Annotated in this window: 31 protein-coding genes and 2 pseudogenes; 18 read left to right on the top strand and 15 right to left on the bottom strand. The window is 72.8% G+C overall.

What is annotated here, in order from left to right:
* Positions 1 to 11: 11 nt before the first annotated feature.
* Positions 12 to 980: a 5'-3' exonuclease gene (locus FU792_RS07885; RefSeq protein WP_022923954.1), complete on the bottom strand. Its 969-nt coding sequence runs from the start codon at positions 978 to 980 to the stop codon at positions 12 to 14.
* Positions 981 to 1015: 35 nt separating this feature from the next.
* Between FU792_RS07885 and FU792_RS07880 the strand changes: the two genes are divergently transcribed.
* Positions 1016 to 1294: a hypothetical protein gene (locus FU792_RS07880; protein WP_022923953.1), complete on the top strand. Its 279-nt coding sequence runs from the start codon at positions 1016 to 1018 to the stop codon at positions 1292 to 1294.
* Positions 1295 to 1299: 5 nt separating this feature from the next.
* Positions 1300 to 1764 carry an Lrp/AsnC family transcriptional regulator gene (locus FU792_RS07875; protein ID WP_022923952.1) on the top strand — a complete coding sequence of 155 codons (465 nt, stop codon included), beginning with the start codon at positions 1300 to 1302 and terminating at the stop codon, positions 1762 to 1764.
* Between the two features lie 62 nt (positions 1765 to 1826).
* Here FU792_RS07875 and ybaK read toward each other — a convergent pair whose 3' ends face one another.
* Both ybaK and FU792_RS07865 read right to left on the bottom strand, forming a co-directional pair.
* Positions 1827 to 2321 carry a Cys-tRNA(Pro) deacylase gene (gene ybaK, locus FU792_RS07870; protein ID WP_022923951.1) on the bottom strand — a complete coding sequence of 165 codons (495 nt, stop codon included), beginning with the start codon at positions 2319 to 2321 and terminating at the stop codon, positions 1827 to 1829.
* Between the two features lie 22 nt (positions 2322 to 2343).
* Positions 2344 to 3816, bottom strand: coding sequence for a KamA family radical SAM protein (locus tag FU792_RS07865; RefSeq protein WP_022923950.1), 1473 nt, complete (start codon positions 3814 to 3816; stop codon positions 2344 to 2346).
* A gap of 444 nt (positions 3817 to 4260) precedes the next feature.
* Between FU792_RS07865 and FU792_RS17895 the strand changes: the two genes are divergently transcribed.
* The 5 genes from FU792_RS17895 to FU792_RS07845 all read left to right on the top strand — a co-directional run bounded on the left by FU792_RS17895 (position 4261) and on the right by FU792_RS07845 (position 7723).
* Positions 4261 to 4941 carry a hypothetical protein gene (locus FU792_RS17895; protein WP_238706078.1) on the top strand — a complete coding sequence of 227 codons (681 nt, stop codon included), beginning with the start codon at positions 4261 to 4263 and terminating at the stop codon, positions 4939 to 4941.
* The gene (gene lnt, locus FU792_RS17890) at positions 4887 to 5786 is read left to right on the top strand and encodes an apolipoprotein N-acyltransferase (RefSeq protein WP_238706077.1); all 900 of its coding nucleotides are present in this window, start codon (positions 4887 to 4889) and stop codon (positions 5784 to 5786) included. Before FU792_RS17895 ends, lnt begins: the two co-directional genes overlap by 55 nt.
* Positions 5787 to 5795: 9 nt before the next feature.
* Entirely contained in the window at positions 5796 to 6596 is an 801-nt protein-coding gene (locus tag FU792_RS07855) for a polyprenol monophosphomannose synthase (protein WP_022923948.1), read from the top strand.
* 5 nt (positions 6597 to 6601) lie between these two features.
* Positions 6602 to 7138 carry an FxsA family protein gene (locus FU792_RS07850; protein WP_028130814.1) on the top strand — a complete coding sequence of 179 codons (537 nt, stop codon included), beginning with the start codon at positions 6602 to 6604 and terminating at the stop codon, positions 7136 to 7138.
* Positions 7139 to 7363: 225 nt separating this feature from the next.
* Positions 7364 to 7723 carry an RNA polymerase-binding protein RbpA gene (locus FU792_RS07845; protein ID WP_022923946.1) on the top strand — a complete coding sequence of 120 codons (360 nt, stop codon included), beginning with the start codon at positions 7364 to 7366 and terminating at the stop codon, positions 7721 to 7723.
* Between the two features lie 105 nt (positions 7724 to 7828).
* On the opposite strand, the pseudogene FU792_RS07840 reads toward FU792_RS07845, so the two are convergent.
* Positions 7829 to 9216: pseudogene (locus FU792_RS07840) on the bottom strand (MFS transporter).
* Positions 9217 to 9335: 119 nt separating this feature from the next.
* On the opposite strand from FU792_RS07840, the gene FU792_RS07835 reads away from it, so the two are divergent.
* Entirely contained in the window at positions 9336 to 9518 is a 183-nt protein-coding gene (locus FU792_RS07835; RefSeq protein ID WP_022923944.1) for a CsbD family protein, read from the top strand.
* A 71-nt stretch (positions 9519 to 9589) separates the two neighbouring features.
* Here FU792_RS07835 and FU792_RS07825 read toward each other — a convergent pair.
* Together FU792_RS07825 and FU792_RS07820 are read right to left on the bottom strand one after the other, a co-directional pair.
* Positions 9590 to 11073, bottom strand: a pseudogene (locus FU792_RS07825) (AI-2E family transporter).
* A gap of 17 nt (positions 11074 to 11090) precedes the next feature.
* Entirely contained in the window at positions 11091 to 11945 is an 855-nt protein-coding gene (locus tag FU792_RS07820; protein WP_084485051.1) for a D-hexose-6-phosphate mutarotase, read from the bottom strand.
* A 57-nt stretch (positions 11946 to 12002) separates the two neighbouring features.
* Between FU792_RS07820 and FU792_RS07815 the strand changes: the two genes are divergently transcribed.
* Positions 12003 to 12200: a hypothetical protein gene (locus FU792_RS07815; RefSeq protein ID WP_022923942.1), complete on the top strand. Its 198-nt coding sequence runs from the start codon at positions 12003 to 12005 to the stop codon at positions 12198 to 12200.
* Positions 12201 to 12252: 52 nt separating this feature from the next.
* Here the strand turns inward: FU792_RS07815 and FU792_RS07810 are convergent, their stop codons facing one another.
* From FU792_RS07810 to FU792_RS07795, 4 genes are all read right to left on the bottom strand, one after another.
* The gene (locus tag FU792_RS07810) at positions 12253 to 12603 is read right to left on the bottom strand and encodes a single-stranded DNA-binding protein (RefSeq protein WP_022923941.1); all 351 of its coding nucleotides are present in this window, start codon (positions 12601 to 12603) and stop codon (positions 12253 to 12255) included.
* Positions 12604 to 12695: 92 nt separating this feature from the next.
* Entirely contained in the window at positions 12696 to 13520 is an 825-nt protein-coding gene (locus tag FU792_RS07805; RefSeq protein WP_028130813.1) for an aldo/keto reductase, read from the bottom strand.
* Between the two features lie 235 nt (positions 13521 to 13755).
* Positions 13756 to 14751, bottom strand: coding sequence for a phospholipase D-like domain-containing protein (locus tag FU792_RS07800; RefSeq protein WP_052327733.1), 996 nt, complete (start codon positions 14749 to 14751; stop codon positions 13756 to 13758).
* 9 nt (positions 14752 to 14760) lie between these two features.
* The gene (locus FU792_RS07795; RefSeq protein ID WP_149814678.1) at positions 14761 to 15807 is read right to left on the bottom strand and encodes a YihY/virulence factor BrkB family protein; all 1047 of its coding nucleotides are present in this window, start codon (positions 15805 to 15807) and stop codon (positions 14761 to 14763) included.
* Positions 15808 to 15965: 158 nt separating this feature from the next.
* Here FU792_RS07795 and FU792_RS07790 point away from each other — a divergent pair, with 158 nt between their 5' ends.
* The gene (locus FU792_RS07790; protein WP_022923938.1) at positions 15966 to 16379 is read left to right on the top strand and encodes a cupin domain-containing protein; all 414 of its coding nucleotides are present in this window, start codon (positions 15966 to 15968) and stop codon (positions 16377 to 16379) included.
* A 251-nt stretch (positions 16380 to 16630) separates the two neighbouring features.
* On the opposite strand, the gene FU792_RS07785 is transcribed toward FU792_RS07790, so the two are convergent.
* A complete protein-coding gene (locus tag FU792_RS07785; protein ID WP_149814677.1) occupies positions 16631 to 17560 on the bottom strand; it encodes a hypothetical protein in 930 nt (309 codons plus the stop codon).
* A 303-nt stretch (positions 17561 to 17863) separates the two neighbouring features.
* Here FU792_RS07785 and FU792_RS07780 point away from each other — a divergent pair, with 303 nt between their 5' ends.
* From FU792_RS07780 to FU792_RS07760, 5 genes are all read left to right on the top strand, one after another.
* On the top strand, positions 17864 to 18262 hold the full coding sequence (locus FU792_RS07780) for an HIT family protein (RefSeq protein ID WP_022923936.1): 399 nt from the start codon (positions 17864 to 17866) through the stop codon (positions 18260 to 18262).
* A gap of 155 nt (positions 18263 to 18417) precedes the next feature.
* Positions 18418 to 18864, top strand: coding sequence for a DoxX family membrane protein (locus FU792_RS07775; RefSeq protein WP_149814676.1), 447 nt, complete (start codon positions 18418 to 18420; stop codon positions 18862 to 18864).
* Between the two features lie 20 nt (positions 18865 to 18884).
* Entirely contained in the window at positions 18885 to 20033 is a 1149-nt protein-coding gene (locus FU792_RS07770) for a methyltransferase domain-containing protein (protein ID WP_022923934.1), read from the top strand.
* 84 nt (positions 20034 to 20117) lie between these two features.
* Positions 20118 to 20444: a hypothetical protein gene (locus FU792_RS07765; protein ID WP_022923933.1), complete on the top strand. Its 327-nt coding sequence runs from the start codon at positions 20118 to 20120 to the stop codon at positions 20442 to 20444.
* Positions 20445 to 20448: 4 nt separating this feature from the next.
* Positions 20449 to 20706, top strand: coding sequence for a metal-sensitive transcriptional regulator (locus tag FU792_RS07760; RefSeq protein ID WP_022923932.1), 258 nt, complete (start codon positions 20449 to 20451; stop codon positions 20704 to 20706).
* Between the two features lie 12 nt (positions 20707 to 20718).
* Here the strand turns inward: FU792_RS07760 and FU792_RS07755 are convergent, their stop codons facing one another.
* The 3 genes from FU792_RS07755 to FU792_RS07745 are packed head-to-tail and all read right to left on the bottom strand — an operon-like array spanning position 20719 to position 23201.
* Entirely contained in the window at positions 20719 to 21339 is a 621-nt protein-coding gene (locus FU792_RS07755; protein ID WP_022923931.1) for an L-threonylcarbamoyladenylate synthase, read from the bottom strand.
* Between the two features lie 3 nt (positions 21340 to 21342).
* The gene (locus FU792_RS07750) at positions 21343 to 22170 is read right to left on the bottom strand and encodes an alpha/beta fold hydrolase (protein WP_022923930.1); all 828 of its coding nucleotides are present in this window, start codon (positions 22168 to 22170) and stop codon (positions 21343 to 21345) included.
* A 44-nt stretch (positions 22171 to 22214) separates the two neighbouring features.
* The gene (locus FU792_RS07745) at positions 22215 to 23201 is read right to left on the bottom strand and encodes a GNAT family N-acetyltransferase (RefSeq protein WP_161600225.1); all 987 of its coding nucleotides are present in this window, start codon (positions 23199 to 23201) and stop codon (positions 22215 to 22217) included.
* A gap of 73 nt (positions 23202 to 23274) precedes the next feature.
* Here FU792_RS07745 and FU792_RS07740 point away from each other — a divergent pair, with 73 nt between their 5' ends.
* Together FU792_RS07740 and FU792_RS16750 are read left to right on the top strand one after the other, a co-directional pair.
* Positions 23275 to 24009 carry a DUF421 domain-containing protein gene (locus tag FU792_RS07740; RefSeq protein ID WP_052327732.1) on the top strand — a complete coding sequence of 245 codons (735 nt, stop codon included), beginning with the start codon at positions 23275 to 23277 and terminating at the stop codon, positions 24007 to 24009.
* Positions 24010 to 24158: 149 nt separating this feature from the next.
* Entirely contained in the window at positions 24159 to 24632 is a 474-nt protein-coding gene (locus FU792_RS16750) for a hypothetical protein (protein ID WP_161600224.1), read from the top strand.
* 55 nt (positions 24633 to 24687) lie between these two features.
* Here FU792_RS16750 and FU792_RS07730 read toward each other — a convergent pair whose 3' ends face one another.
* A complete protein-coding gene (locus FU792_RS07730; RefSeq protein WP_022923927.1) occupies positions 24688 to 25119 on the bottom strand; it encodes an OsmC family protein in 432 nt (143 codons plus the stop codon).
* Positions 25120 to 25137: 18 nt separating this feature from the next.
* Here FU792_RS07730 and FU792_RS07725 point away from each other — a divergent pair, with 18 nt between their 5' ends.
* Complete coding sequence (locus tag FU792_RS07725) at positions 25138 to 25761, top strand: histidine phosphatase family protein (RefSeq protein ID WP_022923926.1); 624 nt, start codon at positions 25138 to 25140, stop codon at positions 25759 to 25761.
* Positions 25762 to 25768: the final 7 nt, after the last annotated feature.

Genomic DNA, 25768 nt, shown 5'->3' with positions numbered 1-25768 from the left:
TGGCGTGGGCGCTAGGGGCTCACCTCGAGCGCGGCCATGAGCCGGCCGACCGGGCTGCCGAGGTCGTAGGTCTCGACGAGCTGCTGCAGGGTGCCCGGGTCGGCGATCTCCCGGGGCAGGGTCAGCGGCACGTCGGGCACCGGGGCGTCGTGAGCGACGAGCACGACCTTCGGGGCGACGTCGAGATAGTCGGCGCCCGCCTCCAGGTTGGTGCGCCGGGCGCCCTTGATCGCCGGGTCACCGCTGTCGACCGCCGCGCGCAGGGCGGCGAGCGTGCCGTACTGCTCGATGAGCGCCGCAGCGGTCTTCTCCCCGATGCCCTTCACCCCGGGCAGCCCGTCCGAGGTGTCCCCGCGCAGCATCGACATCTCGGCGTAGGCCTGTCCGGTGGGGACGGCATACCGGGACATCAGGTCGGCCTGGTGGATCTCCTCGGCGTCCCGGACACCTTGCTTGGCGGTGTAGACCACCGTCACCCCCGCCTCGTCGTCGACCAGCTGGAAGAGGTCGCGGTCGCCGGTGACCACACCGACGGGGATCCGCCGGCGGTGGCGCGCGGTGAGGGTGCCGATGACGTCGTCCGCCTCGTAGCCGTCCGCACCGAGGATCGGGATGCCGACGGCGTCCAGCACCCGCCGGATGATCGGGACCTGGACCTCCAGCTCAGGTGGAGCCTCCTCCGTGTCCTCGCGGCCCTCCGGCCCCTCGACCAGACGGTGAGCCTTGTAGGACGGGATCGCCTCGACCCGGAAGGCCGGTCGCCAGTCGTTGTCCCAGCAGCAGACGAGGTGGGTGGGGGAGAAGCGTCCGACGAGCGTGGCGATCATGTCCACGAGCCCGCGGACCGCGTTGGTCGGCGTGCCGTCGGGCGCCTCGCGCAGGTCCTTGACGCCGAAGTAGGCGCGGAAGTAGAGCGAGGCCGTGTCGAGCAGCAGCAGCTGCGGCGGGGCGACGGCACGATCGTCGGCAGGTGCGGTCATGGCGCTCACCCTAGTGGCCCGGGGTAGCGTGAGGTATGCCTCGCCGCCTCGCCCTCGTCCTGCTGGTCGTGGGCCTCGGGGTGTGCGCCTGGCTGCTCTTCGGGCCGCTCTGGGACACCGCGGAGGGGGAGAACCCGCTGACCCGTCCCCCTGGGCCCGACTACGCGGCGGTGCTGCGTCTCGCGCTCCCGACCCTGGCCCTGGGCGCCCTCGTGGGCGCGCTCCTGCTGCTGCGCCCGACGGGCGGTCGGGACGCCACCGACGCCGCGCACGAGGTGGCTGCCGACCATCCGGAGCACCCACAACTAGGCTGACCGGCATGGAGCCGCTGGACCGCCACATCGTCACCGTCCTCGCGCAGGACGGGCGCATCAGCTTCGCCGACCTCGGGCGTCAGGTCGGGCTGTCGACGTCCGCGGTGCACCAGCGGGTCAAGCGGCTCGAGGAGCGGGGGATCATCACCGGCTACCGGGCGGTCGTCGACTACGCCTCGGTCGGGCTGCCGCTGACGGCGCTCATGTCGGTGACGCCCTTCGACCCCTCGGACGACGACGACATCCCGGAGCGGCTGGCGCACATCGAGGAGATCGTCGCCTGCTGGTCGGTCGCCGGCGACGAGAACTACGTGCTGCTCATCCGGGTGCCCCGGCCGCAGGACCTGGAGGAGCTGCTCGGCCGGATCCGGCAGCAGGGCTCCTGCTCGACCAACACCACCATCGTGCTGTCCACCCCGTGGGAGGACCGCCTCGGCAGCCTGCCGGTGCACGCCCCCGAGTTGACCTGACCCACCCCACCGGGCGTCGCCTGTGGTTGCCCCCGACCCCACCGGGCGTCGCGTGTGGTGGCCTACGACCGTCGCGCGATGCCGGCGATGGTCCCGCGGGTCACGGCGAGGAGGTCCGCGGGTGCCAGCTCCAGGTCCAGACCGCGGCGTCCTCCGCTCACGAGGATCGTATCGTGCTGCTGCGCGGACTCGTCCAGCACCGTTTCGAGGGACCGCTTCTGCCCGATCGGGCTGATCCCTCCGACCACGTATCCGGTGACCCGCTCCGCGGTGGCGACGTCCGCCATGGCGACCCGCTTGAGCCCGAGGGCGGCCGCCATCGCCTTGAGATCGAGCTGTCCGTCCACCGGGACGATGCCCACGGCGAGCTCGCGCTCACCCTGCACGAGCAACGTCTTGAACACCCTGGCCTGCGCCACCCCGAGGGCCTTCGCCGCCTCGGTCCCGTAGGACGCCGCCGCGGGGTCGTGCTCGTAGGCACGGACCGCATACCTGATGCCCGCCCGGTCCAGGGCCACCGTCGCCGGGGTCCCGCCCGAGCTCCTCGTCCGCGCCATCCCTTCAGGGTAGGGCGGGTGCTCAGACGAGCTGGTCGACCGAGGCCTGGCGGGAGGCCGCGGCCGCGGCGACGGCCTTCTCCTGCTGACCGGCCTCGTCGGTCCCGTGCACCTCCGCCGCCTGCTGCCGCCACCAGTCCTGCCCGCTGACGGGCAGGGTGTCGATCGGGTCGTAGTAGACGTACTCCGCGCTCGTGACGTCGACGTCCTCGCCCTCGATCGAGGTGCGGTAGTTCTTGCGCCAGGAGGAGATACCGCGCTCGGTGTCGTAGGTGTCGACCTGGTGCACCCAGCGCTTGCCCACGAAGGGCACGTCGCACACGATGCGCGGGGTCGCGAAGCCGGGCAGGTAGCCGAGCAACGAGTGCTGCAGGTGCTGGGCGTGGGCGAGCGAGACCCGCCAGTGCTCGCTGAACGGGATCATGTCGCACATGTAGAAGTAGTAGGGCGTGATCATGGCCTCGTCCGCCATCGCGAAGCAGAGGTCGAGCAGCTGCGCGGAGGTGTCGTTGACCCCGCGCATCAGCACCCCCTGGTTGCGGACGTCGCGGATGCCGGCGTCGAGCATCGCCCTGCTCGCCTCGGCGACGAGCGGGGTGACGGACTGCGCGGCGTTGATGTGGGTGTGGATCGCCAGGCCGACCCCGCGCTCGCGGGCCTTCCCGGCGACGCGGGACACGCCCTCGACGGTGTCCGGCGCGAGCCAGTGCTGCGGCATACCCATGAGGGCCTTGGTGGCCAGGCGCACGTCCCGGATGTTCTCGATCTCGAGCAGCTGGTCCAGCCAGGCCTCGAGGTTCTTCCAGGGCATGTTGGCGACGTCGCCGCCGGAGACCACCACGTCGCGCACGCCGGGGGTGGCGCGCAGGTAGTCCAGGATCGCGGTGTGCCGGTCCACCGGCTTGCCCGCGAGCTTGAGCTTGGTGACCGTGGGGGTGGAGTTGCCGACGAGGTCCATCCGGGTGCAGTGCCCGCAGTACTGCGGGCAGGTCGGCAGCATCTCCGCCAGCACCTTAGTGGGGTAGCGGTGGGTGAGCCCCTCGGCGACCCACATGTCGTGCTCGTGCAGGCTGTCGCGCGTGGCGTAGGGATGGCTCGACCAGTCGGTGCGCCGGTCGGAGAAGACCGGGAGCATGTAGCGGCGCACCGGGTCGGCGAGGAAGGCCTGGGTGAACTCGGTCCCGGCAGCAGGCATCCGCCCGTCGGCCCAGGTGATCTCGCTGACCATGGTGTTGAGCATCTGCGGCGGCAGCAGCATCGACATCGTGGCCCGCTGCGTCTGGTCCTGCTCCAGGTCGGCGTAGAAGTCGTCGGTCAGCAGGTCGCCCATCACGGTGCGTAGCTGGCCGATGTTCTTCACGCAGTTGACCCGCTGCCACTGCACGTCGGCCCACTGCTCGGCGGTGACGTCCTTCCACCCGGGGAAGCGGGTCCAGTCGGGTTCCACCAGCTCGCGGCGTCGGTAGACGTAGGGCTGCTCGATCTGTGCGCTCATACCGAGCATGCTACGGATCATTTCCGGTGGATGCACGTGTTTGCAGGATAGTTTCTTGTGGTATCGCTTTGTGACCGGATGATCTGCGTGTGAGCGCGGCGAGATCCGGCTCACTGGACGCTGCCCACCCTGCCCACCGCGCCCCGTCGGCGTGTCGTTCGCCGACACGCCGAGGCGGCGTGAAAGTCGGCTCCCTGTCCAGCCGTGCGACCCGGTGGCTGACCTGCTCTGTTGCACATCGTCGCAGGTCAGCGGTGTGTTGACAGAGCACCGGCAGACCTTTACGTTCGAACGCGTCCCTGGGGCGTGATGGCGCCCGACGGGGGAGCCAGGACCCCGAGCACCGAGTAGACAACGGGACCATGCGGGCCGCCAGCCGCGCACGGACCGGCCCCAAAGGTGCCGGGGTCCGGCCATGTCCGGACCCGGCCGTACGCTGGATGCGTGCGCTGGCCTCTCCGACTCCTGCTCGCAGCGCTCGGGGGAGGTGCGCTCTACCTCGCCTTCCCCAGCCACGACATCTGGCCGCTCGCGGTCGTCGGCTGCGCGGTCCTCGCCCTCGCCACCGCGGGCGCCGGCATCCGGGTGGGGCTCGTCGCGGGGCTGCTGCTCGGCCTGACGTGGTACACCCCGATGTTCGTGTGGGCCAGCACCTACGCCGGTGCCGCGCCCTGGATCGCGATGAGCGTGGCCTCCGCGCTCTATCCCGCCGCCCTGGGCGGGCTCCTGGCGCTGCTCCAGCGTGGTGGTCGCGTGCGCCCGGTCGTCGGGGCGGCCGCCTGGGTGCTCATGGAGTATGCCCGGTCGGTCACCCCCTTCGGCGGCTTCCCGTGGGCGAGGCTGGGCTTCAGCCAGGCCGACAGCCCAATGCTCGGGGTCGCGGCGCTGTTGTCGGTGGCGGGCCTGGGGTTCGTCGTGGCGCTCGTCGGCGGACTCCTGGCGCTCGCGCTGCAGCACCTGGCCCACCGTCCACAGCCACGGCGCGCTCGCGCGCTGGGGCTGGCCCTGCTCGCCACGGGTCTGGTCCTCGCGCGGCCGCGCCGCTGCCCCGGCCGACCGGCGGCGAGCCGGTGCAGGTCGCCGCTGTCCAGGGGGACCTGCCACCGGACTTCACCCGGACGCTGAGCGCCGAGCGCGGCACGATGCTCCAGCGTTACACGAGCATGACCGAGGGGCTCGCCACCGACGTGGCCGACGGTGCCGCACCGGCACCGGACCTGGTCCTGTGGCCCGAGGGAGCCAGCGACCTGGACCCCTTTGCCCCGGACGGCGGCGCGGAGGCGGTCGCCCGCATGATGCCGGGCGTCGAGGCCCTCGACGCACCGGTCGTCCTGGGCGCGACGAGCTACGGCACCGGTGATGCCCCGCGCAACATGGTCCTCGAGCTGCAACCGGGGCAGGGCGTGGACGACACCTACCAGAAGATCTACCTCGCGCCCTTCGGGGAGCGGATGCCGCTGCGCCCGGTGATGCGGCACCTGTCGGAGTGGGTCGACCGGATCCCCGACTGGGAGCCCGGCACCGAGCCCGGGGTCATGGACGTCGCGCTGCCCGACGGACGTCAGGTGCGCCTGGGTCTGGGGATCTGCTTCGAGGTCGTCGTGGACGCCGCGGTCCGCGACGCCGTCGCCGGGGGAGCCGAGCTGCTCGTGGTGCCCACCAGCAACGCCTGGTTCGGGGAGGGTGACGAGGCTGCTCAGCACATCGCGACCTCCCGGGTGCGGGCGGTCGAGTACGGCCGCTCGGTGGTCCACATCAGCAACGTCGGCATCTCGGGGCTGATCGACCCCGACGGCTGGGTCGAGGAGGAGACGACGCTGTTCAGCCAGGCCCTGCTCGAGGGTGAGCTGCCGCTGCGCTCGACACCGACGCCGGCCCTGACGACCGGCCCCTGGGTGGTCCCGGCAGCGGCACTCGTCGTGGTCGCCGCCCTGCTCGGCCTGGTGGTCCGGCGGCGGTCGGCTGACTAGGCTGCCCCGGTGACCTCCCGTGGCCCGCTGCGCCGTGTCTGCGTCTGCATCCCGACCTACCAGGAGCGCGCCTCCCTCCCCGGTGTCGTGGCCCGGCTGCGGTCCGCCGTACCCCTCGCTGAGGTGCTCGTCATCGACGACGCCAGCCCGGACGGCACCGGTGCCCTCGCGGAGGACCTGGCCGCCACGGACCCGCAGATCCACGTGCTCCACCGCCGGGCGAAGGAGGGCCTGGGACCGGCCTACCTCGCGGGCTTCGACTGGGCTGCGGGGCGCGGCTACGACGCGGTCGTCGAGATGGACGCCGACGGCTCGCACCAGCCCGAGCAGCTCCCCGCGCTCCTCGCAGCCGCCCAGGACGACGGGGGAGCCGACCTCGTGATCGGGTCCCGCTGGGTGCCCGGCGGCTCGGTCCACCGCTGGCCGCTGCACCGCAGGGGGCTGTCGGTCGGCGCCAACACCTACGTGCGGCTGTCCCTCGGCATCCCCGTGCGGGACGCCACCGCCGGTTTCCGCGTCTACCGCCTGCCCCGGCTCACGTCCTTGCTCGCGACACCAGTGGCCTCGCAGGGCTACTGCTTCCAGGTCGACCTCACCCTGCGCGCCGTCGACGCGGGCCTCGAGGTGCGTGAGGTGCCGATCGCCTTCGTCGAGCGCGTGGAGGGAGCCTCCAAGATGACCGACGCCATCGTGCGTGAGGCGGTGGTGAGGGTCGGCGGCTGGGCCTGGGAGCGCCGTGCCCGCCAGGTCCGGGAACACCTGGCCCGCCGCGACCGTTCTCGATGGCACCACCTGGAGGAGGCCACGTGAGCGCGATGTCCGGACGACCGCAGGCTCGACGCCGACCCGTGCTGCGCTGGGTCCTGCTGGCGCTCGTGCTGCTCCCGGTGATCGAGATCGCCGTGCTCGTCATGGTGGGCCGCGCGATCGGCCTGTGGTGGACCCTCGGGCTGATCATCCTGGTCGCGGTGGCAGGCACCTGGCTGGCGCGCCGGGAGAGCGGCCGGACCTACCGGGAGCTGCAGCAGGCGCTGAGCTCGGGACGGATGCCCGCCGACCAGGTGACCGATGCGATCCTGCTGACCGTGGGCGGGTTCCTGCTGCTCCTGCCCGGATTCGTCAGCGACATCCTCGCCCTCATCCTCATCCTGCCGTTCACCCGGCCGCTGGCGCGCCGGCTGCTGCAGGCCCTCGTCGCCAGCCGGGCCCTGGCGACCGTCGGGGGAACGCCGACCGGGGGGCCCGGCCGGGCGCGGCGGGCACCGGGCTCGGGCACCGTCATCGACGGCGAGATCGTCGACGAGCAGCCGCCGCCCTGGCGGGGGGAGCGCCCCCCGCAGATCGATCGGTGACGGTTCACCGACTGGCCCCGTCGACCGCTTCGGCGCTACACTGATCAGTCGGGCCGCACGGCGACGCCGCACCGTATACCGGAGCGCGAGCGCGCGTTGTGGGGAACACAGGGCGAGCAGAAGGCGTTGACACGCCTAGACACCGCGCGCCTGCCGGGCCGCCCCGGCCAGAGCAGACCGACCGAGCACGCGTGTCGATCACGACACGATGGGAGTGGAACACACATGGCAGAGAGGTCCCTTCGCGGCACCAACCTGAGCTGGCTGTCCTTCGAGAGCGACGAGGGCGTCTCCTTCAGCGACCGTGAGATCAGCCGCTACGTCTGCCCGGACGGGCACGTCAGCGAGCTGCCGTTCTCCGTCGAGGCCGAGATCCCCCCGATCTGGGAGTGCCGGTGCGGGCTGGACGCCAAGCTCGAGAACGGCCCGGAGCCGGAGCTCAAGGCGACCAAGCCGCAGCGCACCCACTGGGACATGCTGCTGGAGCGCCGCTCCATCCCCGAGCTGGAGGAGCTGCTCGAGGAGCGCCTCGGGCTGCTGCGCGAGATGCGCGGGGAGAAGCCGCGGCGCAAGCGCACGGCCTGAGGCCCACCGCTCGTCGCACCAGGACGACTGACCGGACGGGGCGTGGCACGCGAGGAGCGTGCCGCGCCCCGTTCGTCGTCCCGGGGGGCGGGCGAAAGGCCCGATCTAGACGATGCGTGGCTGCTCGTTGCCGGCCATCTCGATGCCGCGCCGCATGTTCACCCGGGTGAGGACGAGGCCGCCGAGCACGAAGAAGGCGATGGTCACCAGGATCGCCGGCCGGTAGGAGCCGGTGAGCTGGTAGGTCAGGCCGAAGGCGAGGGTGCCGAACCAGCTCGTCCCGCGCTCCATCGCCTGGTAGAAGCTGAAGTACTCCGACTCCTTGCCGGCCGGCACGAGCTGGGAGTAGAGCGACCGGGACAACGCCTGGGTCCCGCCCATGACCGTGCCGATGAAGACAGCGCAGACCAGCCAGATCGTGAAGGCACCGGTCGGCACGAAGTAGGCGAAGGCAACGACCAACGTCCACATCACCAGCCCGCCGAGGACGGTGCGCTTGGCGCCCAGGCGCGAGGCGATCGCGCCGAACACGAGGCTCCCCCGAAGGCGACGAACTGCACCAGCAGGATGGTGATGATGAGCTGGCTGGTGTCGAAGCCCAGCGCCTCGCTGCCGTAGAGACTGGCCGAGGAGATGACGGTCTGGATGCCGTCGTTGAAGAACAGGTAGGCGAGCAGGAACAGCAGCGTGTGCGGGTAGCCCCGCAGGTCCCCGAAGGTGTCCCGGAGCTGGGTGAGCGTGCCGCCCAGGACGCCCGCGGAGCGCTCCACCGGGGCGGCGGTGGTGCCGCGGATGCGGCGCAGGCCGATCACCGGGATGAGGGTGAACAACCCCCACCACAGCCCGGCCGAGAGCAGGTTGAGACGCACGGCCATGGTGTAGGAGATCCCCAGCGCCTCGTGCGCCTGCATGAGACCGAGGTTGAGGGCGAGCAGGATGCCGCCACCGAGGTAGCCCAGGGCCCAGGCCCGGGAGGAGACGCGGTCGCGGTCGTCCGGCGCGGCGACGCGGACGAGCAGCGCGTCGTAGACGACGGTCGAGGCGCCCAGGCAGAGGTTCGCCACGACGATGAGCAGCACGCCGAGCTGCCAGTTGCTCCCCTGCAGGAAGAACATGGACGCGGCCGCGGCCGCGCCGACCCAGGCGAGCCCGCCGAGCAGCCGGGTCGGGCGTGGGTGGCGGTCGGCGATCGCCCCGACGAAGAGCAGGACCACGGCGGAGACGAGGGTCGCGACGGTGATGGTGTAGGGCGCCACGGCCCCGACGGCCACCGGGATCCCGAGCACGGACAGCATCTGCTCGCACCGCTGCCCCTCCGCGAGGTCGGGGCAGGCGTCGGCCCGCGCCAGCGCGGTCAGGTAGGGGGCGATGAGCACCGTGCCGGTGGTGGTGACGTAGGCCGAGTTGGCCCAGTCGTACCACCCGAACGCCCGTTGGTGGGCCCGGGTGCGCTCGGCCGCCGGGTCGGCCCGCGGCACCGGGGGAGAGGTCATGGCGCACACGCTAGCGACCCGGGCCCCGGCGTGGGGGAGGCGCGACGTGCCTCTTCGGCTTGCGGTCGGGCATACCCGGGACGAGGCTGAGGTCGTTGACCACGACGAAAGGAGCCGGTATGGGAATCGGCGACAAGATCTCGAACAAGGCCGAGGAGGCCTCGGGCAAGGCCAAGGAGGCCTTCGGCGACGCCACCGACAACGAGCGGATGGAGACCGAGGGCAAGGCCGACCAGACGAGCGCCGACGTCAAGCAGGCGGGCGAGAACGTCAAGGACGCCTGGAAGGACTCCTCTCGGTGACCCACCGCGGGCCCTGAGTGGCCCGCCGCACGCACGACACCCCTGGCCCCTCGGGCCGGGGGTGTCCTGCGTCAGGTCGGGGGCCGCATCTCCTGGTCGTCGGCGGCGTGCCGGTCCCGGTCGCGGCGCAGGATGGGGGACAGGATGCGGTCCCGCAGCGACGCGGCGAGCTCGCCGGTGCGACCGAGCATGGCCACCTGGGCCGCGCCGCGCTCGTCCTCCGCCTGCAGGTATGCCTGCCGGGCGCGGAGCGCGAAGAGGGGTGCCGCACTCTCGGCCAGCGCGGCGGCCTGGCGCCCCTGGGGCGTCACGTTGCGCAGGTCGTCGGCGTGCAGCTGACCGGTGCGCAGGTCGAGGTGCTCGCTGCCGAAGCGCACCAGCGTCAGCACGCTGGCCAGGACCGGGACCGCCAGGAAGGCGCCGAGGACACCCCACAGGGTCCCGCCGGCCGCCACCCCGAGCAACACGATCACCGGGTGCATCGACATGACCCTGCTGTGCATCATCGGCGCCACGAGGGTGCTCTCCGCCTGCTGCACGGCGATGACGATGAGGACGACCCACAGCGCGGTGACCCAGCCGTTGGACACCAGGGCGACCAGGACGGCCAGGCCCCCGGCCACGAAGGCGCCCACGATGGGGATGAAGGACAGGAAGAAGGTGATGACCGCCAGGGCGAAGGCCAGCGGCACACCGAAGAGCACCAGATGAAGAGGGCGTCCACCGCAGCCACCACGGCCTGGGCGCGCAGGAACCCGCCGAGGGTCACCCAGACCCGGGCCAGCCCCTCAGTCAGGTAGAGCCCGGCGCTGCGACCCACCGTCTTGCGCAGCCAGGGCAGGAAGGCGTGCCCGTCCTTGAGGAAGAAGAAGGTGAGCACCAGGACGAGGATCGTCGTGACCATGATCGAGCCGACCGCCGTGAGGGTGGACAGCGCGCCCTCGGCCAGCACGCTGGCCCGTGACTGCAGCCAGTCCGCGGCCCGGGCGACGTAGGTGTCGAGCTGGTCGCTCTGCAGGTTGACCGGTGGCCCGGACAGCCAGGTGAGCACCAGGTCGGCGCCGGTCGCGGCGTTGGTGGCCACCTGGCGCACCTGTCCGGTGATGCCGGGGGCGATCGCGGCGATGATGCCGCTGAAGATCCCCAGCGCCGCGAGGAGCACCGCCGCCGCCGCGAGGCCGCCCGGCCACCGGTGCCGGCGGAGCCAGCGCACGGGCGGCCAGAGGACCGAGCTGACGATGAGGGCCAGGATGATGGGCAGCACGCCCACCCACACGCGCCCGAGGGCGTAGAGGATGACGACGACGGCCGCGACGACGAGCAGGAACCGCCAGGACCAGGCCGCGGCACCCCGCAGGCCCTGCAGGATCAGCGCGCCGCGGTCGACCTCCGGTCGGGCCGCCTCCGGCTCGGTCGGAGAGGACCCCGCGCTGGCGTCCTCGTCGCGGCGGGCAGGATCGGCGGGCGGCACCTCGCCCGGGGGCGTCTCGTCGCCCGCCAGGCCGTGCCCCTCGTCGAGCGACGGGGCGTCGTCGCCGGTGGCGTTCTCCTGCATGCGCTCGGGCCTCCGGGTCAGCTCGCGGGGTGGACGGCGATCGTGCACCCCAGGGTATGCGTCGCGCCCGGGTCGAGGGTCAGGCCCAGGCCCGCGGTGGCGGCGGTCTCGACGCAGACGAACTCGCGCCACTCCTGCGTGCCGAGGTCGCTCATGGCGGCGGCCTTCTCCGCCCCGGGGTTCCACACGACGGTCTGCGTGGCTCCGTGCGAGCGCACGCGCAGCGCGCGGGTGCCGTCCCGGACCTCGACCGCCGGCGAGCCGGGGGAGTCGACGACGAGGTCGGTCTCGCCCTCGAACCCGACGGCGCCCTCGACCCGGCCGCGACGCCCGGTGACCTTGTCGAGGGCCTCCGCGCCGGAAAGGCCGTGCACCGTGGCCGTCGTCGCGTCGGCGACACCGAGATAGGTGTGGAGCGCGACCTCCACCGGGAGCGGCGCCGCGCCAGGGTTGTGCACCGTGAGGCGCAGGTCGAGGGCGGGCGCGTCGTCCTCCTGCCCGAGCGCGACGGCATACCTCACCCGGAACGGACCGGCGACGTGCTCGGCGCCGGGGCTCCCCACGACGTCCTGGTCCGTGATCGTCCAGGCCCAGACCTCGTCGCCGGTCGCGGTGTCGAGGTGCCAGGTGGCGGTGCGCAGGACACCGTGGGCGGGGGACAGGTCCCCGGCGGGCCCGTCGGCGAACCAGGGGAAGCACACCGGGACGCCGCCGCGGATCGCCTTGCTGCCGTCGAGGACGGCCTCCTCGCTGCACCACACGACCGGCGCCCCGGCCAGCTCCCAGGTGGCCAGGTGCGCCCCGTGGTCGTAGGCCACCAGACGGGAGGGCCCGGCCTCGTGGGTCCGGGCGGGCAGGTGTTCGGCTGACATGGTGCCCAGGCTACGTGGGGCGGGCGGCGGCTGCCCGCGACCCAGGACCCACCGGGGGTGGGCGCGGTCGACGGGTGGGTCGCACGGGCGCTCGACCTGCCGCTGCTGTGGGTGGTGCCGGTCTTCGTCATGCTGTCCGGGGCGCTCGCGCTCGACCCGGCCCGCTTCCGGGGCTCCGGCGACTTCCTGCGCGACCGGGTCTGGCTGCTGGTGCTGCTGCTGCGGCGGGTGCCCGGGCTGCGCCGGCTCTGCTGACGCCGGGTCGGCGACGGTCCCGACGCGCTCAGGCCGGCCCGCCCGACACGGGTCACTCCAGCGACACCTCGCGGACCGAGGTGGCCTCGACGTCGTACCGCGACGCGGCGCCGGCGCCGGTCCGGAAGAAGCGCCGACGCAGCGCGCCGGTGACCTCGACCCCCGCGCCGTCGGCCAGCCGCAGCGCCGCCCGGCGCGAGCGGGCACTCCAGCAGGTCACATCGATCGTGTCCACGCGCTGCCGGGACCCCGCGGCGCTGCGGCCGCGTGCTGCCGGTCGCGGGACCACCACGCGCAGCTGCACCAGCACGTCACCGCTGGGCAGCTCACGCTCGGTCGGCTCACCGCTGACTCTCCCCGCGAGGTGCACCTCGTTGGCCGGTGCCGCCGTCGTCGTCGCCATGCCACCACCCTGGGCCGCGGCACGGCGGCGGGGGAGAGGACCGCCGAGATCTGTGGACGGCGGGAGGCCCGGGCCGACCCTGTGGACGGGCGTTACATCTCCTCGTGCGTCTCCGGGTCGCCGTCGAAGAGGCGGCCGTCCGGGCGACCGAGCGCCGTGATGGCCTCGACCTCTTCCGGCACGAGCTCGAAGCCCAGGACGTCCAGGTTGGACTCCTGGCGGCTCCTCGTCCCGGACTTCGGCAGCGGCATGACGCCCCGGTCCAGGTGCCAGCGCAGGATGACCTGGGCGGGAGAGACCCCGGCCCGCTCGGCGGCCTCGGTCACCGGCGCGGCGTCGTACTGCGCCTCTTGCTTGCCGAGCGGGCTCCAGGCCTGGGTGAGCACGCCCAGCTCCTCGTGGACGCGGAGCATCTCCTGCTGCGGGAAGAGCGGGTGGCACTCGACCTGGTTGAGGACCGGCGCCTCGCCGGTCGCCGCCAGCACCTCGCGCAGGTGGGACTCGGTGTAGTTGCTGGTGCCGACATACCGCACCAGGCCCCGGTCGCGGCACTCGATCAGGGCCTCGACGGCCTCGACGTAGTGGCCCTGCGAGGGGTTGGGCCAGTGGACGAGGGCGACGTCGACCTGCTCCAGGCCCAGCCGCTCCAGCGACTCCTCCACGCTGGTGATCGCCGCGTCGCGCCGGTGCGCCCGGCCGGGGATCTTCGTCGCCACGAGCACGTCCTCGCGGGGCAGACCGCTGCGGCGCAGCGCCTCACCCACCTCCGGCTCGTTCTCGTAGTTGACCGCCGTGTCGAGGTAGCGGTAGCCCACCTCGAGCGCCGAGAGCATCGCCTCGATCCCCTCCTCGCCACGCAGGGGATAGGTGCCGAAGCCGACGTGGGGGACCGGGGTGCCGTCGCGGAGGGTATGCATCTGCCCACCGTAGGCCGCGCCCGCCGCCGGTGCAGGCGGGAGGGCGTCCGCCTGCACCGGCTCACATCAGCGCGGCGGTGAGGCGGCAGACGTTGTCGACGTGGCGCTGGTGCCAGGGCCGCGCCATCCACTCCTCCGGCGTGAGCTGCCGGGAGGCCGCGCGGTAGGCCACGTCGTTGGTCTGCAGCTCCCGGACCAGGTCGGCCCCCGAAGGCGAGCAGCATGATCTCGTAGGTCAGCGCGAAGGATCGGAAGAGAGCCGCCAGTTGGGCTCGGTGGGGAAGCCGGGCCCCGAGGGCACGAGCTGCATCGCGTGCGCCGCGCCACCCGGGACGAGGTCGGGCTGGTCGGGGAAGAATCGCTCCCGGTCCAGGTCCTCGTCGGTCTCGGTGAACCAGTCGGTCACGAAGACGGCGGACACCTGGAGCACGACGTCGCCGCTGACCTCGACGGAGACGTCGCTCCAGGCGCGGCCGATCCTGGCGTTCTTCGCGCTCCCGTAGGCCGGGTCGATGAGGTTGTGCGAGCCGACGAAGGCGGTCTCGCCGTCGACGACCACGAGCTTGCGGTGGTTGCGCAGGTCCGGCCGACGCCACTGCCCCAGCAGCGGTTCGAGCGGCATCATGAGGTGCCAGTCGATGCCGGCCTCGCTCATCCGCCGGCGCAGCTCCCTGCGGCCCGGGTACTTGCGGGAGCCGAGGTGGTCCAGCAGCAGCCGGACCTCGACGCCCCGGGCGGCGGCCCGCTCCAGGGCCTGGAAGACGACGTCGGTGCTCCCGTCCCAGGACACGATGTAGAACTCGACGTGTACGAAGTCCCGCGCGCCGTCGACGGCCTCCGCGATCGCCGCGAAGAAGTCACCGGTGTCCGGGTATACCCCCTCGCAGGCGCCGCTGACGCAGGACAGGCCGGTCAGTCGCCGGTTCATGCCCAGGATCGACTCCAGGTCCGGCTCGGGCTGCACCTGCGGCAGGTCGGGCAGGGTGTCGGCGTGGTCGGCCAGCAGCTGGTTGGCCTGCCGCTGGATGTCGTGCCGCCGCCCGGAGACGTACTTGCTGCCGATGAGGAAGTAGAGCGGGAAACCCAGCACGGGCACGAAGAGGATGAACAGCAGCCACGCAGACGACGCGGCCGGGCGGCGGTTCTCCGGGACGGCGCCGGTGGCCCAGATCTTCAGGCCGTACTCGATCAGCAGCAGCACCGCGTAGATGCTGTAGGTCGCGGCGTCCATGACCGGAGCCTACGAGTCGCGCAGGGGAGTGTCGCTGGGCTCCGCGGCCGTGTCGTTGTGGCCGACAACGCCGTTGTGGGGGATGAGGGTGCCGGTGACCTCGTGGTGCGGCCAGCCGAGGGTGTGCGGGGCGCTCTGGGTCACGTAGTTGGGGGTCTCCTTGGCGTGCACCTCGGTGGGGACGACGGGGAGGTTGGTGTGCGGCGGGTTGGCCGTCCAGGCTGCGGTGAACAGCACCCAGCGCAAGCCGAGGTTGATCCACACGATGAGCGTCGCCAGCACGGCGAAGGAGGCGAAGAGCGGGTTGTCCCAGCCGCCAATGACCTGGGTGCCGGCGAGACGCAGCAGCCCCCAGCCGGTCGCGCCGAGCAGCGCTCCCTTGAGGGCGTCGCGCCACGGCATCCGCACCTTGGCCGCGACCCGGAAGAGGAGGTAGAAGACGACGGCGTCGACGACGAAGGCCGCCGTCACGGCGGCGATCCGGATGAGGAGCACGCTGGCGCCGCCGCTGATGTCGAGCTCCTCGATGACCGAGCGGGCCAGCCCGGTCGAGCCGCTGAGCAGCAGCGAGGACAGCAGCACCGCCAGGCTGAGCAGGACCACCCCGAGGGCGTCCCAGCCCTTGCCGCGCACCGGGCGCAACGGCGCGCCGGTCAGGCCGAACATCGACCGCACGCTGTTGCGCAGCCCGGTCATGACGTTGGTCGCGGTCCACAGCAGCACCGGGATCGAGATGATCGTCGCCAGCGTGAGCGACTGCTCCAGAACCAGCCGGTCGGGGTCGATGATGCCGTCGTTGCTGCCGTCGTCGACCAGGCCCGGGAAGGCGGTGTTGATCGCCTGGATCACCCGGTCGAAGAGCTCGGGCTGCCGGCCGAGGGTGGCCCGGAAGCCGTTGGTGAGGATGGTCACGAGGGCGACCAGGGAGACCAGCGCCGAGATCGTCACCCCGCCCGCGGACAGGTTGCCCCGGACGAGCAGGTAGCGGACGAAGGCACGGACCGGGCGCGAGGTGTCCACCCGGTGGACAGCGCGCCAGAACAGGTTGCGCTCCACGCCGTCGTCCTGCTCCTACGGCATCCGTCCCGCCCTCTCGCTCGTTCCTCGGAGCACAAGGTATACCGGCCGTGCCCGGGGGTCCGCGTGCCCGGTCGGCGGTCGATCCGCGGCACGGGGGAGTGGACAGCAGGACGACGCCTGCGGTCGAATGAGGTATGACGCAGGATCGCAGCGCGGCGACCCCCTGCCGCCTCATCGGGGACGGGTCGCTGGTGGCGGCGGACCCGACGCCGGGCATGAGCCGACGGCGGGCCGAGCACGGCGACGGGATGTGGACCGGCACGGTGGACACCGAGCCCGGTGCGGTCACCGGGTGGCACCACCACGGCGAGCACGAGACGACGCTCTACATCGTCTCGGGGACGTTCCGGCTGGAGTCCGGACCCGGTGGCGCCGAGGTGGTCGAGGCCGGGCCCGGCGACTTCGTCCGGGTGCCCGCCGGGGCGGTCCACCGCGAGTCGAACCCTGGCGACCAACCCTCACGAGCGGTCATCGTGCGCTGCGGCTCCGGCGCGCCCACCGTCAACGTCGACGGCCCGGCGGACCCGGACCAGCCTCCGGGCGCCTGAGGACGGGTGTGCACCGGACGAGGATTCCGGCACCTGGGCAAGGATGTGCACGCGAAGCGCCGTTCTCGACGCTGCATCTGGTGCACAGGCTTGCCCAGGTCCGTGAGGGGCGACCGTGGGTCACTCCCGACTGGCCCGGTCGGCGTATAACGCCGATAAGCGACATTATGTAAAGTCGCCGTCACAGAGTCGCTCCCCGGCCACCCGGTCGGCGAGACGTCGCCTGACTGTTCTGGGTTCCCGTCCCGACGTCATCGCTCCTCCGCGTCGACCAGCCAGGCGGCGTCGACCGGCTCCAGCTCGAGCGCCAGCTGCACCGCCTCGTCCTCGGTCCAGCCCGGCGCACGGCCGGTGCCGGTGCCGTCGCTGAGGCGTGCATGGCTCTCGCCGAGGTCGACGTAGACGACCCAGTGGTCATTCTCGGGATTCCGGTAGACACTGAGGCCGTCGCCGAGCCGCTCGCAGGGACGATGCTCGGTGAGCGAGGCGCAGTCGCCACCCTCCGGACGCAGTGCCACGTCGAGGTAGGACACCTCCGGGTGCTCCCCGCGTGCCAGGGTGTACCTCACGTCGTCCCCGGAGAGCGCCGTCATCGTCGGTATGCGCAGATCGTCGCGGTCGACCGGCGCCACGAGCTCGACACCGAGCGCCTCGACCGCCTCGACCTCGGCGATCGCCGCCCGCCGGTCCTGCCGCTCCAGGACGAACCACGTGCCCAGGGCGAGAGCGGCCGCCACGCCCAGGGCGACCAGGCCCGGCCACCAGCCGGGCTGCCGCTCCCCCGTGTCCTCGTCCCGCTCGCCCGGCCGCACCGCGGTGAGTCCGGCCACGACGGGCGCGAGCAGGACCAGCACGATCGAGAGCGTGTCGTCGACCTCGGCGAGCATCGCGCCCGGCACGAGCAGCACCAGGGTCGTCGGCAGCCACCACCAGCGCATCCACCGCCGGGCGAGGACGGCCGCGACCAGGGCTCCCGCGAGCGCCCCGACGAGGGCTCCGCCGAAGAGGTGGTTCAGGCACTCCAGGCCGCCCTCGCAGGCCGCCGCGAGGGCGACCCCGACGCTGAAGCCGACGGCGCCCAGGAGCAGGACGAGCACGAACCAGGTCGCCAGGGCGGCGGCCAGGGCCTGCGCGCGGCCTACCCCGGGCACGGGGCGCCCTCGCAGCAGGGCCTGATCCACCCGCAGCCGTCGCACCGCTCGTGCGAGGTCTCCCAGCGCATCAGGGTGCCGCAGTTGGGGCAGGGCTCGGTCAGGTCCGCCATGGCGCCCAGTGTGGCAACCCCGCCGAGCACGGTCCGCCAGGCACGCCGCCGCACCCGCTCCCGCCGACCTCCGAGGCCCTGGGCGGCGTCGAGGTCGACCGAGCTCGACAGGCTCAGCCGGCCGCTGTGCCTCGCGCGGGTCGCGCGACCTCGGCCACCTGAGGCACACCACCGGTGCGCTACCAGTGCAAGGCGCCCGGAGGCTCACTACGCTCGGTGCATGGCGACCATCTTCACCAAGATCATCGAGGGCGACATCCCCGGCCACGTCGTGTGGGGCGACGAGGTGTGCGCCGCCTTCCTCGACATCGAGCCGCTGACCCCCGGTCACGTCCTGGTCGTCCCGCGGCAGGAGGTCGACCACTGGGTGGACCTGCCGCAGGAGACCCTGGCCCACCTGATGGACGTCTGCGCGACCATCGGCCGTGCCCAGCAGCGCGTCTACGGCGCCGACAGGGTCGGCGTCATCGTCCAGGGCTTCGAGGTCCCGCACGCGCACGTCCACGTCTTCCCCACCTCCGACCCGGGGGACTTCGACCTCGGCCGCAAGGGGCCGCGGGACCAGGAGGACCTCGCCGCGGACGCCGCCGCGCTGCGGGAGGAGCTGAACCGGTCCTGACCCACCTCGCGGACACGCCGCCGGGTCCCGGGTCGAGGCGCCGCCTTCCTGGGACAGTGGGGCGATGACCCAGAGCGCCGATCCCGAGCACGGCGACAGGCCCAACGACGGTTCCGACTACCACCGCGAGGTCGGCGACCTGTGGGACGAGGGGTATGCCGTCACCGGTCCGGTGGAGGCGCACGGGCGCGTCGCTCGACTTCGGCCTGCTGCTCCTGCGCGCCGGCTCTCTCCTGCTGGTCCCGCAGGGACTCCACGCGGCGGCCGACATGCCCCGGTTCACGGCCCGGGTCGACGAGACCCTGCTCGGCTCCCAGGCCCCGGACTTCTTCGCCTGGGTGCTCATGCTCGCCGCCGTGGGGCTGCCCGTCCTGCTCCTCCTGGGACTGTTCACCCGCCCGTCCGCCTTCCTCCTCACCGCGCTGCTCGCGGCGGTGTGGACGCTCGGGGTGTTCCTGGCCGAGGGCTACCGGCCGCTCGCCGAGGACGGCTCCCTCACCGGCGCGACCGTCCTGCTGCTCGTGGCCCTCGTCCTCCCGTTGACCTTCACCGGGGCGGGACGGTGGTCCGTCGACAGCCTGCGCACCGGGGGTCGCCCCTAGGCGCTCGCTAGGCTGTCGCGGTGCGGTGCGACTACTTCGACGCGGGAGCGTGCCAGTCCTGCACCCTCATGGGGCAGCCGTACGCCGCCCAGCTCGCCGAGAAGCAGGCGTCCGTGGCCGCGACCCTGTCGGCGCACGTCGCCGGGCAGGCGTGGGCGGAGGCGGTGCCCAGCCGCGAGTCCCACTTCCGCAACAAGGCCAAGCTCGTGATCGGCGGGAGCAAGGCCGCCCCCACCGTGGGCATCCTCGACGCCGCCGGCCACGGCATCGACCTGCGGGGGTGCGGCCTCTACGAACCCGGCCTGGCCACCGTGGTGGAGTCCCTGCCCGCCCTGCTCGCCGACGCCGGGCTGACCCCCTACGACGTGCCGACCCGCCAGGGCGAGCTGAAGCACGTCCTGCTGACCCACTCCCCCGACGGCGAGCTCATGGCGCGGGTGGTCCTGCGCTCCCCCGGCCAGCGGCGGCGGGTGACCGGGCTGGTCGACGCCGTGCGCGCCCGCGCCGACCTGCCTCGCCTCCGGGTGGCCAGCATCAACCTGCAGCCGGCGCATGCTGCGGTGCTCGAGGGCCCTGAGGAGGAGCTGCTCACCGACGAGGCGACCCTGCCCATGCGGGTCGGCGAGGTCATCCTCCACCTCGGCACCCGGAGCTTCTTCCAGACCAACACCGCCGTCGCCACCGCGCTCTACGGCCAGGTCGCGGCGTGGGTGGCCGACCTCGCCCCGAGCGCCGTCTGGGACCTCTACTGCGGGGTCGGGGGCTTCGCCGTCCACGTGGCCGCGCCCGGTCGAGCTGTCACCGGGGTCGAGGTGTCCGCGGAGGCCGTCCGCGGCGCCCGGTGCAGCCGTGCCGACCTGGGCGCAGACACCGCCGCGGGACTGCGCTTCGTCGCCGCCGACGCGACCGACCATGCCCTGGCCGCGCCCCCGCAGGACCGGCCCGACCTGGTGGTGGTGAACCCGCCCCGGCGAGGGCTCGGCGAGACGCTGTCCCGCTGGCTGGACTCCTCCGGCATACCCCACGTCGTCTACTCCAGCTGCGCGTCGGCCACGCTGGCCGAGGACCTGGCCCGGATGCCGGCATACCGGGTGCGGCGGGCGCGGATGTTCGACATGTTCCCCCAGACCCGGCATCACGAGGTGGCCGTCCTGCTCTCGCGCCGCTGAGGCGGGTCGTCCGCTCGCCGGACCCGCGTCTCTGCCATGATGGGGGCTCCGCGACATCTCCGACGACGAGGAAGTGCCAGAGCGATGCCCAACACCTTCGAGGCCGTGTCCTCCGCCGGCCACGAGCGCAGCTCGGCCTTCCTGTCGGTGCCGGAGCCGGGCGCCGTGCTGGAGGACTACATGGAGCGCTCGCAGCTGCACCGTGGGTCGCTGCGCGAGCAGGACGGCTACACCGTGCCCTTCCGGGACGGCGGGCAGGTGCGCATCACCGTCCAGCAGGACGAGCGGACCGGTCTGCTGTTCGAGGTCGAGGCCCCCACGACCGAGCGCCGCGACTACATCGAGCGCGAGGTCGACCAGGAGCTCGGCGCGGACGTCGGCGGCCTGGGCTGGGAACGCTCGCAGGACTGACCCCGTGGAGCTCGATCCGGAGCAGGTCAGGCCCTCGATCACCCGGTTGCGCCGTGCGCACGGGCAGCTGGCGGCCGTGATCCGGATGCTCGAGCAGGGGCGGGACTGCGAGGAGGTCGTGACCCAGCTGGCGGCGGTGAGCAAGGCCCTGGACCGGGCCGGCTACACCATCATCGCGAGCGGTCTGCGCCAGTGCCTGGCCGATGAGGACGGCGAGGTCGACCTTGCCCGCCTGGAGAAGCTCTTCCTCTCCCTCGCCTGAGCCACCGCCGGCTCAGGAGAACGGCGCGGGGTCGCCGGACCCGACGCGCAGCACCTCGGCATACCCCTCCGAGAGGTCGACCACGGTGGTCGGCTCGCAGCCCGTCTGGTCGCCGTCGACGACGACGTCGACCACGTGCTCCAGCCGCTCCTTGACCTCCCACCCGTAGCCCAGCGGCTCCTCCTCCCCCGGCATGAGCAACGTGCTGGTGAGCAGCGGTTCGCCCATCTCCGAGAGCAGCGCCCGGCAGATCGGGTCCTGGGGTATGCGCACGCCCACCGTCCGCTTCTTGGGGTGCAGGAGCCGCCGGGGCACCTCCTTGGTGGCGGGCAGGATGAAGGTGTAGCACCCGGGGGTCGCCGCCTTGACGGCCCGGAAGACGGCGTTGTCCAGCTGCACGAACTGCCCGAGCTGGGAGAAGTCGGCGCACATGAGGGTGAAGTGGTGCCGCTCGTCGACCTGCCGGATCGCCACGATGCGCGCCTTGGCGTCCGGGTCGTCGAGATGCGCGCCGAGGCTGTAGCAGGCGTCCGTGGGGAAGGCCGCCAGACCGCCCTCCCGCAGCACCTGCGCCACCTGCGCGACGAGCCGGGGCTGCGGGTCGACCGGGTGGATGTCGAGGAAGCGTGCCATGGCTCAGGCTCTCACGGTCGCTGCACGCCCGCCCAGGAAGTGCCGCAGCGTCGCGGTGAAGGCCTCCGGCTGCTCGGAGTGGACCCAGTGCCCGGCGCCCTTGAGGGTGACCTGGACGGTGCGGGGGAAGAGCGCCCGCATCGGCCCCTCGTGCGCCTCGGTGATGTAGGGCGACTCCCCCCCGGCGATCCACAGCACCCGCCCCTCGAAGGTGCGGTCCTCGTGCGGGATGTCGCCGGTGATCGTCGGCAGGTCGCGACGGAGGACCTCGAGGTTCGGCTGCCAGCCGAAGGTCTGGGTCCCCGGGTCCCGCCGCAGGTTCTGCAGCAGGAAGCCGCGCAGGGCGGGCGACCCGACCGAGGCGGCGAGCTCGCGGTCCGCCTGCCCATGCGAGGTGACGGCCGACAGGTCGAGCGCCAGCAGCGAGCCCAGCAGGTGCTCGAACTCGCTCACCTCCCCGGACCCGGTGGGGCTGATGTCGACGACGACGAGCCGGTCCACGAGGTGCGGCGCCAGCAGGGCCGCGGTCATCGCCGTCTTACCACCCATGGAGTGGCCCACGAGGTGCACCGGCCCGTCGGTCGCCAGGTGCTCGAGCTGCTCCACGAGCAGCGCCGCGGCGGTGGCGTAGTCGATGCGCTCGGTCCAGGGCGAGCGGCCGTGGTCGGGCATGTCCAGCAGCACGCAGCGGAAGTCTGGCTGCAGCGCCTTGGCGACACCGGTGAAGTTGCGGCCCCGGCCCAGCAGGCCGTGGCAGAAGACGACGGTCGGGTTGCCGGGATCGCCGATGACGGTCTGCGCGAGCGGCCCGGCAGGGTCAGTGGTGCTCACCCGCCCCACCCTAGGCGTCAGGTGCCGGCGCCGGGGCCGGTGGGTCAGACCGGTGGCAGCGGCCTGCGCATCGCCGCCGTCTGCAGCTTGAGGCCGAAGCCGAGCCGCTCGTAGAGCCGGGTGGCGCCCGTCAGGCTCTCGGAGTCCACGTCCAGCCCGATGAGGTCGTAGTCGCCGGACTCGGCGACCAGCCTCATCGACCGCGCCAGCGCGACGGCGGCGATCCCCCGGCCCCGGGCCGACGGGATGGTCCCGAGGATCGACACGTAGGCCTCACGGTCCACCCACTGCCCCAGCAGCACGTAGGCCAGCACCTGCCCGTCCAGCGGACCTCCCCGACCACGGGCGAGGGTGGACACCGCGGGACGCGAGCTGCGCGAGGTCCACATGTCCCGCCAGCGCTCGGCGTCGACCGGCCCCGACCCCCAGTGGTCGGCGAAGGCGGCGTTGTGGGCGAGCCTGGTGTCCTCCAGGTCGGCGTCGGTGGGGTCGTCGAGCTCGACACCGGCGACCTCCCCCACGGCCGGTAGGTCGTCCAGGCCCCGGGTGAGGTAGTTGTAGTAGCGGGCGACGGCATACCCGCGGTCCGCGAGCAGCACACGGGCGCTGGACCCCTCCAGCCCGCCGTCGGCCGAGAGGTACCCGGTGAGGTCCGGGTGCCGCTCCAGGGCCAGGTGCTCGGCCCGCGGCTCGGCCCGGTCCAGCAGCGCGCTGCCCAGCCCCCTGCCGCGGTGCTCCAGCCGCACGCCGCCACCGATGTACCCCCGCGACTGCCCGTCCCGGTCCGGCGTCCTGGGTGCGCTGACCGAGGCATACCCCACCATGGTGTCGCCGTCCCAGGCGGCCCACGTGTCCTGCTCCGGGTCGTGACCGGGTGCCTGCAGCTCCTCGGCCAGGTCTTCCGCGGACAGGAACTCCTCGGTGCCGTCCACGGTCGCCAGGTGGTTCACCAGGTCCGACCACGCCTCGACGTCGGCGGCGCCCAGCGTGCTCCAGCGGTATGCCGTCCCGCTCGTCGTGTCCTGTGCCATGGGTGCAAGCGTGCCCGACACGACGTCGGCACCGCCACCGGTTTTCCCGTCGCCATCTGCGACGATGAGGGTCATGCGTGACCTGTGGCACTACATCGGCATCACGCCCGCCGGGGCGATCGCCGTGGTGCTCAGCACGATCACGATCTACTTCGTCTTCGGCGCCGTGCTGCGGCTGTGGGGACAACGTCTCTACTCCAGCCCTCGCAGCCTCGACCTCGCGATCGTCACCGTCCTCGGCGCGATCGTGGGTCGCTCGACGATGGGTCACGTGCCGACGCTCACCGGCGGGCTCATCGCGCTGGGCACGCTGGCCGGGCTCGAGGTGACCTTCCGCAACCTGCGACGGCTGCCGCTGCCGCAGCTCGACGCGCAGTCACGGGCACGCGCGGCGGTGCTGGTCGTCGCCGGCAAGGTGCAGAACGACGCGCTGCGCATCTACGGGCTGACCATGCCGATGCTGTGGAGCTCGCTGCGCCAGGCCGGCGTCAGCCACCTCTCCCAGGCCGCGCTGGTCGTGCTGGAGCCGAACGGGCAGATCTCCGTGGTCCGGGCCGGGCAGGCCATCCACCCCCGTGCGCTGCTCGGGGTCAAGGGCGCCCACCGGGTGCAGGAGCACCTGCGTGATGCCGGGCACCTGCACGCCGGGCCGGCGGACCAGCCGCGGGCGGCCCCTCCCTCGGAGAAGGGCCCGGAGAATGCCACGGACTCCTCACCCCGCAGCGTGCCGGCGCCCGGTCAACAGCCAGCCGACCAGGCCCAGGGCGAGCAGGCCGGACCCACCCAGGACGGCGGCCGTCGGGAGTGACACGGCGAGCAGCACGCAGCCGGCCAGACCGAGCGCCGGCCAGACCGAGCGCCGGCACGACCGGCGCGCCCGGCCAGTCGCCGCGCAGTGTGAGCGCGCTGGCGTTGGCGACCCCGTAGTAGAGCAGGACGCCGAAGCTGGAGAAGCCGATGGCGCCACGCAGGTCCGCCACCAGGACGACCACGAGCACGACGACGCCGACGGCCAGCTCGGCGGCCCGGGGCACACCCCGCTCCCCCGACACCCGCGCGAGGCGTCGGGGCAGGTGCGCGTCTCGCGCCATCGCCACCGTGGTCCGCGAGACCCCCAGCCCGACCCCCAGCGAGACCAGCACGGCGCGCGGGACGACGCGGCCCGGCTCGGTGACCTCCTCCGCCAGAGTCGCGATCCGGGCATACCCGGCGAAGGCGAAGAAGAAGAGCCCGGCACCCTCGAGCACACCCCGCGGCTGCGCCGGCGACGCCATCTCGACCGCCGTGGTGGCGGGGTCCGCCCACAGCGCCAGCCGACCGCTGCACGCCGAGCAGGTTGAGCCCGGTGACCACGACCACCGAGACCACGGCGGCAACGCGCTCCCGGCCCGGCGAGAACGGCACCGAGCATGGCGCCCAGCCCCACGGTGACGGCGTCACCGACCCCCAGGGAGCGGCGCAGCGAGCTCCCGGACATCCGGGATGGTCAGCGTAGGTCGAAGTCGACCGGGGTCGGCAGCGCCACGGTGCGCGACACGGTGCACAGGCGGTCCCGAGACATGGCCACGGCCTCGGGCAGCCGCTCCCGCGCCGCGTCGCCGTCCTCACCCTCGGGGAAGGTCACCTGGACGGTCACGGTGACCGGCCCGAGGTGGTTGCCGTCCTCGTCGCGCACCTTGTCCGCACCGGCGGAGATCTCGAAGGAGTCGGGCCGGGCCTTGCGCGAGGTCAGCAGGTCGATGTCGATCCCGGAGCATCCGGCGATCCCGGCCAGGAGCAGCTCCACCGGCGTGAAGGCCGTGCCGTCCTCGCCCGCCCCGTCGCCGACCGGGATGCTCCCTCCCCGGGCGTTGCGGGCCTCGAAGTGGCCCGGGCCGGTGCGGGTCAGGGACACCGAACGGTGCGGATCGTCAGCCATACCCGTAGTCTGCCAGCGATGAGCGACACCACGCCCGAGATCCCCGGACCCGCCATCCCCCCGCACCAGCTCATCCTCATCCGCCACGGCGAGACCGAGTGGTCGAAGTCCGGTCAGCACACCGGTCTGACCGACCTGCCGCTGCTCCCCGAGGGCGAGGAGGCCGCCGCCGGTCTGCAGCAGGTGCTGGGCGACCGCAGCTTCTCGCACGTCCGCTGCTCACCGCTGCAGCGCGCTCGCCGCACCGCGGAGCTGGCGGGGCTGAGCATCGACGAGATCGACGAGGACCTGCGGGAGTGGGACTACGGCGGCTACGAGGGGCGCAGCACCCCCGAGATCCGGTCCGAGCTCGGCTACCGGTGGAACGTCTTCCACCACCAGATCGTCCCGGGGGTCACGCCTGGCGAGACGGTCGAGCAGGTCGCCGCCCGCGCGAGCGTCGTCCTGGATCGCATCTGGCCGCACCTCTTCGACGGCGACGTCGCGCTGGTCGGGCACGGCCACGCGCTGCGCATCCTCACCAGCGTCTACCTGCGGCAGGCACCGCGCTTCGGCCAGCACCTGACCTTCCAGGTGGGCTCGGTCGCCATCCTCGGCCACCATCGCGAGCAGCCCACGGTCGAGGCCTGGAACCACCGCTGAGCGGCGC

This window comes from Serinicoccus marinus DSM 15273 (assembly GCF_008386315.1).
In the GTDB taxonomy this organism is placed as follows: domain Bacteria; phylum Actinomycetota; class Actinomycetes; order Actinomycetales; family Dermatophilaceae; genus Ornithinicoccus; species Ornithinicoccus marinus.
The sequence above is the reverse complement of the archived record's forward strand: the minus strand, read 5'-3'. Positions and strand labels throughout refer to the sequence as shown.